The sequence below is a fragment of the Streptomyces sp. NPDC027189 genome, assembly GCF_055566975.1.
In genome coordinates, this window is the sequence record NZ_JBVHRI010000033.1 from 72,643 (window position 1) to 87,864 (window position 15,222).

General features: G+C 69.4%; 10 protein-coding genes and 1 pseudogene. 9 read left to right on the forward strand and 2 right to left on the reverse strand.

From position 1 onward, the window contains the following. The first annotated feature begins 1 nt into the window (after position 1). From chvE to ACZ4RZ_RS43855, 8 genes are all read left to right on the forward strand, one after another. Positions 2-1,108, forward strand: coding sequence for a multiple monosaccharide ABC transporter substrate-binding protein (gene chvE, locus ACZ4RZ_RS43820; protein WP_467753149.1), 1,107 nt, complete (start codon positions 2-4; stop codon positions 1,106-1,108). Positions 1,109-1,140: 32 nt separating this feature from the next. Continuing rightward, entirely contained in the window at positions 1,141-2,691 is a 1,551-nt protein-coding gene (mmsA, locus tag ACZ4RZ_RS43825) for a multiple monosaccharide ABC transporter ATP-binding protein (protein WP_467753150.1), read from the forward strand. Then, on the forward strand, positions 2,688-3,935 hold the full coding sequence (mmsB, locus tag ACZ4RZ_RS43830) for a multiple monosaccharide ABC transporter permease (RefSeq protein WP_467753151.1): 1,248 nt from the start codon (positions 2,688-2,690) through the stop codon (positions 3,933-3,935). The genes mmsA and mmsB overlap by 4 nt, the downstream gene beginning before the upstream one ends. Before the next feature lie 54 nt (positions 3,936-3,989). Next, the gene (locus ACZ4RZ_RS43835; RefSeq protein ID WP_467753152.1) at positions 3,990-5,138 is read left to right on the forward strand and encodes an aldose epimerase family protein; all 1,149 of its coding nucleotides are present in this window, start codon (positions 3,990-3,992) and stop codon (positions 5,136-5,138) included. 182 nt (positions 5,139-5,320) lie between these two features. Next, positions 5,321-7,024, forward strand: a complete 1,704-nt coding sequence (locus ACZ4RZ_RS43840; RefSeq protein ID WP_467753153.1) for a pyridoxal phosphate-dependent aminotransferase — start codon at positions 5,321-5,323, stop codon at positions 7,022-7,024. 106 nt (positions 7,025-7,130) lie between these two features. Further along, positions 7,131-7,280, forward strand: coding sequence for a DUF397 domain-containing protein (locus ACZ4RZ_RS43845; RefSeq protein ID WP_467753154.1), 150 nt, complete (start codon positions 7,131-7,133; stop codon positions 7,278-7,280). A 1,768-nt stretch (positions 7,281-9,048) separates the two neighbouring features. Beyond that, positions 9,049-9,810 (forward strand): intradiol ring-cleavage dioxygenase, encoded by a 762-nt coding sequence (locus ACZ4RZ_RS43850; RefSeq protein ID WP_467753155.1) that lies wholly within the window; start codon positions 9,049-9,051, stop codon positions 9,808-9,810. Between the two features lie 131 nt (positions 9,811-9,941). After that, positions 9,942-10,742 carry an alpha/beta fold hydrolase gene (locus ACZ4RZ_RS43855; protein ID WP_467753156.1) on the forward strand — a complete coding sequence of 267 codons (801 nt, stop codon included), beginning with the start codon at positions 9,942-9,944 and terminating at the stop codon, positions 10,740-10,742. A gap of 12 nt (positions 10,743-10,754) precedes the next feature. Here ACZ4RZ_RS43855 and ACZ4RZ_RS43860 read toward each other — a convergent pair whose 3' ends face one another. Both ACZ4RZ_RS43860 and ACZ4RZ_RS43865 read right to left on the reverse strand, forming a co-directional pair. Further along, positions 10,755-11,669, reverse strand: a complete 915-nt coding sequence (locus ACZ4RZ_RS43860; RefSeq protein WP_467753157.1) for a sulfite exporter TauE/SafE family protein — start codon at positions 11,667-11,669, stop codon at positions 10,755-10,757. A gap of 136 nt (positions 11,670-11,805) precedes the next feature. Continuing rightward, positions 11,806-12,078: pseudogene (locus ACZ4RZ_RS43865) on the reverse strand (RrF2 family transcriptional regulator); the annotation flags it as partial. Positions 12,079-12,160: 82 nt separating this feature from the next. Between ACZ4RZ_RS43865 and ACZ4RZ_RS43870 the strand changes: the two are divergent. Continuing rightward, positions 12,161-15,130 (forward strand): beta-galactosidase, encoded by a 2,970-nt coding sequence (locus ACZ4RZ_RS43870; protein WP_467753158.1) that lies wholly within the window; start codon positions 12,161-12,163, stop codon positions 15,128-15,130. Positions 15,131-15,222: the final 92 nt, after the last annotated feature.

The window sequence follows — 15,222 nt, forward strand, 5'->3', positions numbered from 1 at the left end:
CATGCGCAACCGCAGAGCAGCCCTCGCCGCCATTGCCGGAGCCGCCTCCCTCGCCCTGACCCTCACCGCCTGCGGCCAGAACAGCGAGGGCGGCAGCAAGGAGGAGAAGGGCAGCAGCAAGGGCGGCACCATCGGCATCGCGATGCCGACCAAGTCCTCCGAGCGGTGGATCGCCGACGGCAAGAACGTGGTCAAGGACCTGGAGTCCAAGGGCTACAAGACCAAGCTGGTCTACGGCGAGGACGACCCCGACCAGCAGGTCTCGCAGATCGAGAACCTGATCACGCAGGGCGTGAAGGCCATCATCGTCGCCGCGATCGACAACAAGTCGCTGAACAACGTCCTCCAGCAGGCCGCCGACGCCAACATCCCGGTCATCGCCTACGACCGGCTGATCCTCGGCACCAAGAACGTCGACTACTACGCGTCCTTCGACAACACCAAGGTCGGCGAGCTGCAGGCCAACTACATCGTCGACAAGCTCGGCCTGAAGAGCGGCAAGGGCCCCTTCAACATCGAGTTGTTCGCCGGCTCCAACGACGACAACAACACCAAGTACTTCTTCAACGGCGCGATGAGCGTCCTGCAGCCGTACATCGACAGCAAGAAGCTGGTCGTCCAGTCCGGCCAGACCGGCCTCACGCAGGTCACCACCCTGCGATGGGACGGCGCCACCGCGCAGAAGCGCATGGACGACATCCTCACCAAGTCGTACCAGAGCAAGAAGGTCAACGCGGTGCTCTCGCCGTACGACGGCATCTCGATCGGCATCCTGTCGGCGCTCAAGTCGGACGACTACGGCTCGGGGAGCAAGCCGCTGCCCGTCGTCACCGGTCAGGACGCCGAGCTGGCCTCGGTGAAGTCGATCATCGCGGGCGAGCAGACGCAGACCGTCTACAAGGACACCCGTGAGCTGGCCAAGGTCGCCTCGACCATGGTCGACGACGTCCTCAACGGCAAGAAGCCGCAGACCAACGACACCAAGACCTACGACAACGGCGCCAAGGTCGTCCCCGCCTACCTGCTGCAGCCGGTGAGCGTCGACAAGAGCAACTACAAGCAGGTGCTGATCGACGGCGGCTACTACACCGAGTCCGACCTCAAGTAACCGCCGGCTCCTAGTGATTGGAAGGCACGACCATGGCGGGACCCGTCCTGGAAATGCGCTCGATCGTCAAGACCTTTCCCGGCGTCAAGGCGCTGTCGGACGTCACACTGACCGTCCGCCAGGGCGAGGTCCACGCCATCTGCGGTGAGAACGGCGCCGGGAAGTCCACCTTGATGAAGGTGCTCTCCGGCGTCCATCCGCACGGCAGTTACGAGGGTGAGATCCTCTTCGAGGGAGAGATCTGCAGCTTCAAGGACATCCGGGCGAGCGAGCACCACGGCATCGTCATCATCCACCAGGAGCTGGCGCTGGTGCCGTTCCTCTCCCTCGCGGAGAACATCTTCCTCGGCAACGAGCACGCCAAGGGCGGGCTCATCAACTGGAACGAGACCCTGCGGCACGCCACCGAGCTGCTGCGCCGGGTCGGTCTGGAAGATCACCCCGAGACCCGGGTCGCCGACATCGGCGTGGGCAAGCAGCAGCTCGTGGAGATCGCGAAGGCGCTGTCGAAGAAGGTGAAGCTGCTCATCCTGGATGAGCCGACCGCGGCTCTGAACGACGAGGACAGCGGCAAACTCCTCGATCTCATCCTGGAGTTGAAGAAGCAGGGCATCACCTCGATCATCATCTCCCACAAGCTGAACGAGATCCGCAGGGTCGCCGACTCGGTGACGATCCTGCGCGACGGGCGGTCCATCGAGACCCTCGACGTGAAGGCGCCGGAGACCACCGAGGACCGGATCATCTCCGGCATGGTCGGCCGCGATCTCGACCACCGCTTCCCCGAGCGCACCGCGTACGAGGGAGAGGTGGGCGCGGCGCCGGCCCTGGAGATCCGCAACTGGACGGTCCACCACCCGATCGACCAGCAGCGCAAGGTGGTCGACGACGTGTCGATCAGCGTGCGGCGCGGGGAGATCGTCGGCATCGCGGGCCTCATGGGCGCCGGCCGCACCGAGCTGGCGATGAGCGTCTTCGGGCGCACCTACGGCCGGTACGCGGGCGGCACGGTCCTCAAGGACGGCACGGAGATCCGGACGAAGTCCGTCGCCGAGGCGGTCGGACACGGCATCGCGTACGTCACCGAGGACCGCAAGCACTACGGCCTCAACCTCATCGACACCATCAACCGCAATATCTCGCTGACCGCCCTGAGCAAGGTGGCCAGGCGCGGTGTGGTCGACGAGCACGGGGAGCGGCAGGTCGCCGAGGGCTTCCGCAAGTCCATGAACATCAAGGCACCGACCGTCTTCGAGCCGGTGGGCAAGCTGTCCGGCGGCAACCAGCAGAAGGTCGTCCTCAGCAAGTGGATCTTCGCGGGTCCGGAGGTGCTGATCCTGGACGAGCCCACCCGGGGCATCGACGTGGGCGCCAAGTACGAGATCTACACGGTCATCGACCAGCTGGCCGCCGAGGGCAAGGCGGTCGTCTTCATCTCCTCCGAGCTGCCCGAGCTGCTCGGCATGTGCGACCGCATCTACACCATGGCCGCCGGGCGGCTCACGGGCGAGGTCCCGCGGGCCGAGGCCACGCAGGAAGTGCTGATGCGCCAGATGACGAAGGACAAAGAGGTATCCCGATGAGCACGGATGTAACCGCCAAGACCCCGGCCCCGGCGCCGCCCGGGAAGAGCGGGGGCTCGGCCACCGGTGGCGGCCTGCTGCAGCTGATGCTGGACGGCCTGCGCCGCAACATGCGGCAGTACGGCATGCTGATCGCCCTCGGCCTGATCGTCGCCCTCTTCGCGGTCTGGACCGACGGCGACCTGCTGCTGCCGCGCAACGTCTCCAACCTGGTGCTGCAGAACAGCTACATCCTGGTCCTCGCGATCGGCATGATGCTGGTGATCATCGCGGGCCACATCGACCTGTCGGTCGGCTCACTGACCGCGTTCGTGGGCGCGTTCGCGGCCGTGCTGACGGTTCAGCACAGTATCGCGTGGCCGCTCGCCCTGGTCCTGTGCCTGCTGGTGGGCGCGGTGGCGGGCTCCTTGCAGGGATTCCTGATCGCGTATCTCGGAATACCGTCGTTCATCGTCACCCTCGCCGGAATGCTGCTCTTCCGCGGCCTCACCGAGATCCTGCTGAAGGGCCAGACCCTCGGCCCGTTCCCGGACGGGCTGCAGAAGATGGGCAACGGCTTCCTGCCGGCGGTCGGCCCGAACACCAACTACCACAACATCACGCTGCTGCTGGGCCTCGCCCTGATCGTCTTCGCGGTCCTGCAGGAGGTCCGCGACCGGGGGCGCCAGCAGGAGTTCTCGCTGGATGTGCTGCCGAAGAACATCTTCCTGCTCAAGCTCGTCGCCATCGTCGCCGCGATCCTCGTCGTCACCATGCTGCTCGCCAGCTACAAGGGCGCGCCGATCGTGCTGATCATCCTCGGCGTCCTGGTGGTCGGTTACGGCTACGTCATGCGCAACGCCGTCTTCGGCCGCCACATCTACGCGATAGGCGGCAACCTGCCGGCGGCGAAGCTGTCCGGCGTCAAGGACAAGAAGGTCACCTTCTACGTCTTCCTGAACATGGGCGTGCTCGCGGCCCTGGCGGGTCTGGTGGTCGCCGCCCGCCTCAACGCGGCCTCGCCGAAGGCGGGCCTGAACTTCGAGCTCGAGGCGATCGCCTCGTCGTTCATCGGTGGCGCGTCCATGAGCGGCGGTGTCGGTACCGTCCTCGGCGCCATCATCGGTGGCCTCGTCCTCGGCGTGCTGAACAACGGCATGAACCTCCTCAGCGTCGGCACCGACTGGCAGCAGGTCATCAAGGGTCTGGCCCTGTTGGCGGCGGTCGGCTTCGACGTGTGGAACAAGCGCAAGTCCGGTTCGTAAGTCAGCTGGGCCCCGCCGCGAAGGCGGGGCCCCACCCTTTTACGGGAGCCGCAAATGGAACTGAACAGACGCACGGTCATCGCAGGAGCCGCGGCGGCGGGCATCGCCGCGACCATGCTCGGGGGAACGGCACACGCCACGGGAGGCAGAAAGCCGGTGAAGGAGCTCTTCGGCAAGCTCGCCGACGGCACGAAGGTCTACCGCTGGTCGTTGGAGAACGGCGGCACGCGCCTGAAGGTCCTGTCGTGGGGCGGCGTCGTCCAGTCCCTGGAGATCCCGGACCGGCACGGCCGCTACAAGAACGTCTCCCTGGGCTTCGACAACATCGAGGACTACGTCGCGAAGACCCCGTACTTCGGCGCGCTGATCGGCCGCTACGGCAACCGCATCGCCAAGGGGCAGTTCACCCTCGACGGCAAGAGCTACCAGCTGTCCGTCAACGACGGCGTGAACAGTCTGCACGGCGGTGCCCAGGGCTTCGACAAGCACGTCTGGGACGTGGAGGGCTTCACCTCCGGCTCCGACGTCGGTCTCGTGCTGCACTACACCAGCGTCGACGGCGAGATGGGCTACCCCGGCACACTCAAGACGAAGGTCACCTACACCCTCACCCGGCACGGCGACTGGCGCATCGACTACGAGGCCACCACCGACAAGGCCACCGTCGTCAACCTCACCAGCCACGTCTACTGGAACCTGGCGGGCGAGGGCAGCGGCTCGATCTACGACCACGAGCTGAAGATCGCCGCCTCCCGCTACACGCCCGTCGACTCGGGCCTGATCCCCACCGGTGAGCTGGCCAAGGTCGCGGGCACACCCTTCGACTTCCGCCACACCAAGACGGTCGGCGCCGACATCCGGGTCGCCCACCAGCAGCTGCTGTACGGCAAGGGCATCGACCACAACTGGGTGCTCGACAAGGGCATCACGGCGAAGCCCGAGCACATCGCCACGCTGCGCGACCCGTCCTCCGGCCGCACCCTGAAGATCGCCACCGACCAGCCGGGCCTGCAGTTCTACTCCGGCAACTTCCTCGACGGCACGCTCGTCGGCACCGGCGACCACATCTACCGGCAGGGCGACGCGCTGTGCCTGGAGACGCAGCACTTTCCGGACTCGCCGAACCAGCCGAAGTTCCCCTCGACGGTGCTGCGACCGGGCGAGACGTACCGCAGCACGACGGTGCACTCGTTCAGCGCCTGAGGCCCTCGACGGCTTCGCGGCGTATCCGGTTGCCAGGGGAAGCGAACCCACACTGAATTCACACGAGTTGAACAGCGCCACCTCCGTATCCGTATGAGAGGGCGGCCCGTGCTCCCCCGCACGGGCCACCCAAAGACGGAGGGCCCGTCCTCCCCAGCGGGCCCGCCCTATACGGAGGTTCCATGGCCGGCAATGTCACCTCGCTCTTTCGCGGCACTGCGGCGCACAGCCCGTCCATGGCCGCGCTGACGCGAGAGGGTGACGGGGCCGGTCCGGTGGACTTCTGCATCCCGTGCAATCCGTACTTTCCGACCCCCGCCATGTTCGACGAACTGGCGAGCCGGCTGCGCGAGATCATCACCTACTACCCCAGCAGCGCCGACACCATCACCGCCGAGCTGTGCTCGCTGCTCCGGCTTCCGCCGCAGTGCGTCGCGATGGGCAACGGTTCCACCGAACTCATCACCTGGGTCGATCACTTGCTGGTCCGGGAGTCCCTCGCGATACCCGTCCCCACCTTCGGCCGCTGGACCGACCAGCCGATGGAGACCGGCAAGCGGGTCGACATGTTCCCGCTCCAGGAGTCCACCGGATTCGCCCTCGACCTCGCCAAGTACGCCGAGTTCATCCGCGCCCGGGGCACACGTGTCGCCGTGATCTGCAACCCGAACAACCCCGACGGCGGATTCCTCCCCCGCCAGTCGGTCATCCAGTTCATGGACGCGATGGCGGACCTGGACCTGATCGTCATCGACGAGTCGTTCCTGGAATTCGCCGACGCCGAGTCCGAACCGAGCGTGGTCGAGGACGCGGTGATGCGGCCCAACGTCATCGTGCTGCGCAGCCTCGGCAAGAACTTCGGCCTGCACGGCATCCGCTTCGGCTATCTCGTCGCCAACCCGGCCCTCGCCGGCAAGGTCCGCTCCATGCTGCCCAAGTGGAACCTCAACTCCTTCGCGGAGACCGTGGTGTTCATGCTCAAGGAACACGGTCAGGAGTACATGCAGAGCCTGCACATGGTCCGCCGCGACCGGCTCGACATGGCCCAACAGCTCTCCCAGCTACCCGGTCTTACGGTTTACCCGTCGCAAGGCAATTTCCTCTTCGTGCGCCTCCCCGTGGGCGCCGAAGGCACCGTTGTCCGGGACCGGCTGCTGACCGAGCACCGGATCCTGGTCCGCGAGTGCGGCAACAAGATCGGTTCGTCCAGCCGCTTCCTGAGACTCGTGGTGCGCCCCCAGGTGGACGTGCGTCGCCTGGTGTCCGGCCTGGAGCAGGTGCTCTACGGGACCAGGAGGGGAGCCGCCGTGCCCGAGCTGAGCACAGGGACCAGCTACAGCTCGGGTACGGCGGCGGTGGACCGCCTGGTCAGCGCCACGAACGGGGCAGGCATGCAGGGCCTGGCCGCGCAGGCGAACGCGTGGCCGGGGCCCGCGGCGGCACAGCCCGGACCGATGCCGAGCCTGCCCGCCGCGCAGGTCTCGAACTTCCCCGCCCCGCAGCAGCCGGCGGCCGCGGCCAACATCCCCTACCCGCAGCAGCCCGCGGCGGTGTCGAACTTCCCGTCCCCCACTTCGGGGCCCGCCGCCCCGCAGCCCACCGCCTGGCCGGCGCCGGCCGCGGCCCAGGCACCCGGGCCGATGCCGGGCCTGGCCCCGGGTTCGGCACCCGCGCCGGTGATGCCCGCCGCGGCCCAGGCCCCGGGTCTTCAGCCCGTCGCCCAGACCGGCATGCCCGGAATGACGAACGCCGCCTCGCTGGGAGCCCAGGGAGGCCTGACCGCCGCCCAGGTCCGGGGCCGCACCCAGCCGGAACCACAGCCCCAGCCGCAGCAGCCCACCGGCTGGCCGGCCGTGGGCGCGATGCTGTACGGCCAGGCGGGCTAGGACCTGTCCCGGCGGACATGTCGGAGACGCGGGTCCTGGCACGCCCATCTGCAGCGTTGTCGTCGGTTGCCGACGTACGCCGCCGAGGCTTGGGCGCCCTTTCTCAGTGCCACACCGCGGGGCGCCCTTCGACTGCGTAGAAATAGCCGCCTGCCCCGCCGCAGTCCACGTCCGTGACTCCAAGGACAAGCAGGGCTCTCAGCTCACCCTCTCTCCCTCGGCCTGGGCCGACTTCGTCACGCACGTCATGAAGTGACCGTCGGGGCCGCCCGCTTCTTTGCCAGTGTCGTGCTTCCACGGCCCGCATCAAGGGCGCTGCGCGTCGCCTTCGGCGATGGCCCTCCGGGCCACCCTTGACCCGGGCCGCTCCAGCACGGGGGAGAAGCGAGCGGGCGGCCGGGGGAGGAGTGGGGGGCCTGGGCAGGCGTGCCCTCGGGTGGGCTGCGTTCTGGGCCGGGGGTGCGGGCGCGATCGCGCCTCGTCGGCACGCCGGGTGGGTTTAGCGGCGATCGGTGAGTGGGGGCGGCGGGCGCAGCAGCGAGGTGGCGGCACGCCGGGCCGGCTCAGCGGCTTGCGGTGAGTGGGAGGCGGGGCGCAGCAGCGAAGTGGCGGCACGCCGGGCCGGCTCGGCGCCTTGCGGTGAGTGGGAGGCGGGGCGCAGCAGCGAAGTGGCGGCACGCCGGGCCGGCTCAGCGGCCTGCGGTGAGTGGAAGGCGGGGCGCAGCAGCGAAGTGGCGGCACGCCGGGCCGGCTCAGCGGCTTGCGGTGAGTGGAAGGCGGGGCGCAGCAGCGAAGTGGCGGCACGCCGGGCCGGCTCAGCGGCTTGCTGCCGGTGGGTGGGAGCGCGCCACGCACCCCGGCGGCACGCGGGACGCGTGGCGGCGACCGGCGGGACGCGTGGCGGCGATCGGCGAGGGGGAGTGAGGCGGATCGGCGGGCCAAGATTTCGACGGCCGCCGACGCCTATGGGGTATGGGGTATGGGTTGGGTGATTGGCAGATCTGTGTCACGCCGGGCCCCTTCCACCAGGTGTTTCGACTCCCTCGCTGACACAAATCTGCCAATTACATCCCTGAGGCCCCCCGTTGGGCCCGGACCCGGCTGACGCGCACCCACGCACTCACCGGTCGCCGCCAAAGCCACCCGGCGTGCCCCACCCGACCACGCGTGCCCCCCGCCCACTCACCGGTCGCCGCCAAAGCCACCCGGCGTGCCCCACCCGACCACGCGCGCCCCCCGCCCACTCACCGGTCGCCGCCAAAGCCACCCGGCGTGCCCCACCCGACCACGCGCGCCCCCCGCCCACTCACCGCAAGCCGCCACACCCACCCCGCGCGCCGCTACCCCGCTGCCGCGCCCACCCCACCAACTCACCGCAAGTCGCCGAGCCCACCCGGCGTGCCGACGCCCAACCCCTCGCGTCCCCGGCCACTCACCGCAGGCCGCTGAGCCCACCCGGCGTGCGGACGCGCCCCACCTCCACCGGCCGCAAGCCGCTGAGCCGGCCCGGCGTGCCGCCACCTCGCTGCTGCGCCCGCCGCCCCCCACTCACCGATCGCCGCTAAACCCACCCGGCGTGCCGACGAGGCGCGATCGCGCCCGCACCCCCGGCCCAGAACGCAGCCCACCCGAGGGCACGCCTGCCCAGGCCCCCCACTCCTCCCCCGGCCGCCCGCTCGCTTCTCCCCCGTGCTGGAGCGGGCCGAGTCAAGGGTGGAGCGCAGCGGAATCGGCGCAGCCGACGCGACCGAAGGGAGCGCCCTTTACTCGGGTCGCGGAAGCACGACACTGGCAAAGAAGCGGGCGGCCCGACGGTCACGCCCCAACAGGCGCCCACCTCCACCCCCCTTCCTCCACCCCCCTTCCTCCACCCCCCTCTCCCCTCTCCCCTCTCCCCTCTCCCCTCTTGGCTCTTGTCTCTTGGCTCTTGTCTCTTGGCTCTTGTCTCACAAGCAACTTGACGCTCCATCACTTTGCCCAACTGACAGCTCATCAACAGCATCCCCTTCTACGGTGCCGTGTCCATGACAGACACTTCAGATGCCCCGATCGGGCGCCGCACCGTACTGATCGCCACGGGCGCCACGGCCGCCGCACTGGCCGTGGGCGCCGCAGTACCTGAAGCCCCCACAGCCGACGCGGCGGACGCGAGCCCCGCCGCCGCGGCGGCCGTCTGCACCCTCACCAAGGAGATGACCGAAGGCCCCTACTACCTCGACGGACAACTCGTCCGCTCCGACATCACCGAAGGCAAGGCGGGCGCGCCCCTCAAGCTGGCGCTCACCGTGGTCGACGACGACACCTGCGCCCCGATCGGCAACGCCCTCGTCGAGATCTGGCACTGCGACGCGCTCGGCGAGTACTCCGGGTTCGTCGGCAACAACGGCCACACCGAACCGGACGACGGCACCTTCCTGCGCGGCGGCGTGCTGACGAACTCCAGCGGCGTCGCGAACATCACCACGATCTACCCCGGCTGGTACCGGGGCCGCTGCGTGCACATCCACGTCAAGGTGCACACCGGGGTCACACTGACGTCCGACGGCTCGTTCACGGGCGGCCGGGAACTCCACACGGGCCAGCTGTTCTTCACCGAGACGGTCACGACCGCCGTCGCCAAGGTCTCCCCGTACTCGACCAACACCGTCACGCGCACCACCCTCGCCCAGGACTCCATCTACGACGACGGAGGCGCCGCCTCCGGCCTCCTCACCCTCACGGCCCTGGGCAGCTCGGCCTCCTCCGGCTACACGGGCACCCTGACACTCGGCGTCGAACAGAGCTGACCCACAGACCCTCCCCCCACGGAGAAGGGGGCGGCCGCATCTACGCGGGCCGCCCCGCCCCGACCGATGATTTCCCGGCCCCCGGCCGGTCTCACTGGTGTCGGCACACTGCCCCCACCAGGACGGACGTGATGAACGTGAACCCCGCAGGCCCGACCCCGACGCCCGAGACCGCCTACGCGAAGGTCAACGGCCTGGAGATGTACTACGAGGTGCACGGCAGCCCCAGCCCCGTGACAGACCGCCCGCTGGTGCTGCTGCACGGTGGGGTCCTCACCATCGACCTGGCCTTCGGCGCGGTACTGCCCACCCTCGCTCGCACCCGGCGGATCGTCGCCCCCGAACTCCAGGCCCACGGCCACACCGCCGACATCGACCGCGACATGACGGTGCAGAACCTGGCCTCGGACGTCGTGGCACTGCTCGACGAACTCGGCATCCGGCAGGCCGACTTCCTCGGATTCAGTCTGGGCGGGCTGACCGCGCTGGAGATCGCGGTACGTCATCCCGAGCGCGTCGGACGCCTCGTACTCGCCGCCACGCCGTACGCCCAGGACGGGTACCACGAAGAGGTCCGCACGCCCGACTTCACCTCCCCGCGCCTGCCCAGTCAGTACGACTTCCAGCAGATGGCCGACGCCTACGCGCGCACCGCCCCGCACCCGGACCGCTTCCAGGCCCTCCTCGCCAAGACCACGACCGCCGCCAACGCTCCCCTTCCCTGGACCGCGGACGACCTGCGCGCCCTCACCTCCCCCACCCTCCTCGTCATCGGCGACACCGACTTCGTACGCGTCGAGCACGCCGCCGAGATGCACCGCCTCATCCCCCGGGCACAGCTGGCCGTCCTCCCCGCCACGACCCACATGGCCCTGATGGGGCGGACCTCGCTGCTCGTGCCGCTCCTGGACGGGTTCCTCGGCCTCGCCTGAGACGCCGAGTCCCTATGCCGCCACGGGCTGCCACTCCTCGGCCGTCGGCTCCGAATCCGCCGCCTTCTCCTTGCGGTAGGCGCGGATCGAGTACGTCAGGGCGGCGGCCCACAGCGCGTACAGGAGGACGTAGACCGGGGTGCTGAGCCCCGCGGACGCGCCGACCCAGTCGCTCTTCAGGAGCGTACGGACGTTGGTGACGATGATGATGCCGCCGACCGCGGACCCGAGCACGCGCGGCGGGACCAGGCGGACCAGCCAGGCGGCGACGGGCGCGGCGACCAGGCCGCCGAGCAGGAGGGCGAGGACCCAGCCCCAGTTCAGGCCCTGGGAGCCGAGCGAGAGGAGGAAACCGAGGCCGGCGGCCACGGCGACCAGGAACTCGCTGGTGTCGACCGAGCCGATCACCTTGCGCGGCTCCATCCGTCCGCTGGCCAGGAGTGCCGGGGTGCCGACCGGGCCCCAGCCGCCTCCGCCGGTCGCGTCCAGAAAGCCGGCCACCAGGCCGAGCGGGACCAGGAACCGCTTGCGCAGGGGCTTGCCCAATTGCCCCTTGGGCATGCCGCGGAAGGTGAAGCGGGACACGACGTACAGGCCGAGCGCGACCAGGATCAGCGACATGGCCGGCTCGGCGACCTCCGTCGAAAGCTTCGAGAGGACCGTCGCGCCCAGGAAGGAGCCGACCGCGCCCGGCACGCCGATCTTGGCGACGACCTTCCAGTCCACGTTCCCGAACCGCCAGTGCGAGGCGCCGGACATCAGCGTGGTGCCGATCTCCGCAAGATGCACCGTGGCCGAGGCGGCGGCCGGGTTGGTGCCCATGGCGAGCAGCAGCGTGGTCGACGTCACGCCATACGCCATGCCGAGGCTCCCGTCCACCAACTGGGCGCCGAGGCCCGCGAGGGCGAGCAGTATCAGCGTGCGCATGGGGGGACCGTCCCGTCGTTGCCCGGCTTTCCTACCGGTTTCGGTAGGGATGAACGGGAGGTGACGCTAGGTGCTGAAACTTGAGGACAGCCTGAGGGCGGGATGAGGATCGTTCACCGCGGGATCGGCGGGCCCAGGGGTTCTTCCACGCCGCCGGCTCCCGCACAGGCCCCGGCAGCGTTCCCTGCGCGACGTCCGCCAGCGACACGCCTTCGATGATCTTCCGTACGTCGGCGCGGACCGCGGCTCAGAGGGGGAGCAGGCGTTCGGCGGGGCCGGTGTACGCCGGCTGGGTGGGCCGTTCGCCGCGTACGGAGACGATCGGGCCGTCCACCGTACGGAAGACATCGGCGACGGTGATCGCCTCGGCGGCGCGCGCGAGCCGGTAGCCGCCGCTGCCGCCACGCCGACGAGATTCTCATATGCCCAGCGTGGGAGGTTTCGCTGTGGACAATGGCCGCACCCGCGCCCTGTCCCCGGGAGGACCCCGCATGGTGTTGAGCAGACGCACCTTCAGCGCACTCGCCGGCACCGCCGCGCTCGGCTTCTCGCTGAGCGGCAGCGGGAGCGACGAGGCGTGCGCCGCCGGAAAGGCACCCGTCGCTCCCACCGGGCCCGCGCCCGGACCGCCCGCGGCCGACGGCAAGGCGCACACCATCGGCTTCGACCGCTACTCGATGCTGATCGACGGCAAGCGCCTCGTGCTCTGGTCCGGCGAGGTCCACCCCTTCCGCCTGCCGAGCCCCTCGCTGTGGCGGGACGTGCTGGAGAAGCTGCGCGCCCACGGTTACAACACGATCAGCGTCTACGTGTCGTGGAACTACCACTCCCCCGCGCCGGGGAGGTACGACTTCACCGGCGTCCGCGACCTCGACCTGTTCCTGCGCACGGCCGCCGAGACCGGCCTCTACGTCATCCTGCGGCCGGGCCCGTACATCAACGCCGAGGTGGACGCCGGCGGCTTCCCCGGCTGGCTGACCGTCACCAAGGGCACGGCCCGCACCTCCGATCCGACGTATCTGAAGTACGTCGACGAGTGGCTGACCGCCGTCGACCGGATCGCCGCGAAGCACCTCTACACCAAGGGCGGCGGCACGATCGTCCTCTACCAGCTGGAGAACGAGTACGCGAACAACGTCAACAGCCCCCTGGGCCGCGACTACATGACCCACCTGTACACCAAGGTCCGCGCGGACGGCATCGACGTGCCGCTCTTCCACAACGACAAGGGCAGGAACGGGTATTGGGCCCCGGGGACCTTCGACACGGGCGGCGAGAAGGGCTGTTACCTGTACGGATTCGACGGCTATCCGTCGCCGTTCGCGGCCCCGCCCGACTGGGGCTACTTCGGCATCGGCGGCACCAAGGGCGGCTCGACCGCGAGTCCCGAAACCCCTGGGCTCATCGCCGAGTTCGGGGGCGGCTGGTTCGATCCGTGGGGTGGCGCGGAGTTCGACGGCAAGGGGTACGCGGAGTCGCGCCGAACCCGCGACGCGGCGTACGAGCGACGCTTCTACCTCACCAACCTCGCCAACGGCATCAAGATCCACAACGTCTACATGACCTTCGGCGGCACATCCTGGGGATGGCTGCCCGCACCGATCGTCTACACCTCGTACGACTACGGTGCCGCCCTCGACGAGGCCCGGCAGCCCACCGCGAAGCTGATCCCGATGCACCAGCTCGGGCAGCTCCTGCACTCCGTGCCCGACCTGGCGAAGCTGGACCGCGCCGGGGACATCACGGTCGGCGACACCGGGATCAAGGCGTACCACCTCGTCAACCCGGACACGAAGGCGCACTTCTACATCCTGCGCAATGACGCCTCCGCCGAGTCCGTCGCCTCCGTCCCGCTCGCCGGAACGACCGTCCCCGTGCCGGTCCCCGGCCTCGACGCCCGGCTGCTCGCCACCGGAATCGCCCTGGGGCGGCGGAAGTTGCGCTACTCCACCGCCCAGCCGATGCTGTGGCTCACCGCCGGGCGCCAGGACATCGCCGTGTTCACCGGCCGGGCGGGCGAGTCGACGCAGACCGCGCTGGAGTGCGCGAGCGAGCCGACGGTCACCGTGCTGGAGGGCATCGCCGGGCACACGTACGCGGACGGCGTCCTGCGGATCGATGCCCGACTGAACTCGCTCACCCGAGTGCTGGTGGAGGGCGGCGGCATCTCGACGCCACTCCTGCTGTTGCTCGCCGACGACGAGACCTCCGGACGGCTGTGGCGGTACGACACCCCGTCCGGCCCGGTACTGGTCCGCGGCCCGGCACTCCTGCGCACCGCCGTCCTGCGCGGCGCCACCGTCCATCTCACCGGGGACACGGTCGAGGCGGCGGACCTGGAGGTCTGGGGGCCACGTGGAATGAGTGAAGTCGTCTGGAACCAGGGCACATTGACGAGGTCGGCCACCAAGTCCGGCAGCCTCCGGGCCGAGCAGCAGCTGCCCGGGGTACCCGGCGTCCCGCTCCCCGCCCTGACCAACTGGCGCCGGTCCGCCGAGAACCCGGAGTCCGCCGCCGACTACGACGACTCCGGCTGGAAGGCCGCGAACGAGAAGTCCTCGTACAGCGTCACCCCCGTACCCGCCGGGCAGCCCGTACTGTTCGCCGACGACTACGGCTACCACTACGGCGATGTCTGGTACCGGGGGCACTTCACGGACGCCGGAGACGCGGGGTCCGTGTCCTTCTCCTACATCTCGGGCGCGCAGGGGCTGCTCATGGCGTGGCTGGACGGGAATCCGCTGGGTACGCATCGGATGCCGGTGCCGGACAAGAAGACGGTCCGGCAGGGGACTTGGTCGGCCACGGCGACGTTCCCCGTCCCCAAGAAGACGGGACCGCGTGTGTTGTCCGTCCTCGTGCGTCGTATGCAGCACGACGAGGACGGGGCGGCGAAGGACACCCACAAGGTGGCCCGGGGGCTGACGGCCGTGACCTTCACAGGGGCGTCTCCGGCTGTCACTTGGCGGATCCGGGGCGAGGTGACCCCGGACCCGGTACGCGGGCCGCTCAACAACGGGGGTCTGCACGGGGAGCGGCACGGCTGGCATCTGCCCGGGTTCGCCGACAGCGGCTGGGAGGTCGTCGACTTCCCGCGCGACGAGCGGCGCCAGGGCGTCACCTGGTACCGCACCGACTTCCGCCTCGCCGTCGACGCGAGCGTGGACGCCTCGATCGGGCTGACGCTCACCGACGACCCGGGCCGCGCCTACCGCGTCCAGATCTTCCTGAACGGCTGGAACATGGGCCAGTACATCAATGATGTAGGCCCCCAACACACCTTCGTGCTGCCAAACGGACTGCTGCGCACACGGGGGCTCAACACACTGGCCCTCGCGGTGCTGTCCGACGGGACCACACCGGCGGGCCCGGGCGAGGTGAAGCTGACACTGTTGGGCAGCGCGGCCGGAGGAGTACCGGTGACGGTGGTCGACTCCCCCAGCCGTGCGCCGATGCACTAGCTTGATCTTTAACGTCCGGCGTCGAATGGTGCGTCGAACTTGATCACTCGGTCCGGTAACCGCCGTACGCGAAAGCGGCCTTCGTCTGAACA

Excerpts from the sequence above, each read along its gene's own strand:
- mmsA (WP_467753150.1), top strand. The coding sequence starts at position 1,141 with ATGGCGGGACCCGTCCTGGAAATGCGCTCGATCGTCAAGACCTTTCCC.
- ACZ4RZ_RS43870 (WP_467753158.1), top strand. The coding sequence starts at position 12,161 with ATGGTGTTGAGCAGACGCACCTTCAGCGCACTCGCCGGCACCGCCGCG.
- chvE (WP_467753149.1), top strand. The coding sequence starts at position 2 with ATGCGCAACCGCAGAGCAGCCCTCGCCGCCATTGCCGGAGCCGCCTCC.
- ACZ4RZ_RS43850 (WP_467753155.1), top strand. The coding sequence starts at position 9,049 with ATGACAGACACTTCAGATGCCCCGATCGGGCGCCGCACCGTACTGATC.
- ACZ4RZ_RS43835 (WP_467753152.1), top strand. The coding sequence starts at position 3,990 with ATGGAACTGAACAGACGCACGGTCATCGCAGGAGCCGCGGCGGCGGGC.
- mmsB (WP_467753151.1), top strand. The coding sequence starts at position 2,688 with ATGAGCACGGATGTAACCGCCAAGACCCCGGCCCCGGCGCCGCCCGGG.
- ACZ4RZ_RS43855 (WP_467753156.1), top strand. The coding sequence starts at position 9,942 with ATGAACGTGAACCCCGCAGGCCCGACCCCGACGCCCGAGACCGCCTAC.
- ACZ4RZ_RS43840 (WP_467753153.1), top strand. The coding sequence starts at position 5,321 with ATGGCCGGCAATGTCACCTCGCTCTTTCGCGGCACTGCGGCGCACAGC.
- ACZ4RZ_RS43860 (WP_467753157.1), bottom strand. The coding sequence starts at position 11,669 with ATGCGCACGCTGATACTGCTCGCCCTCGCGGGCCTCGGCGCCCAGTTG.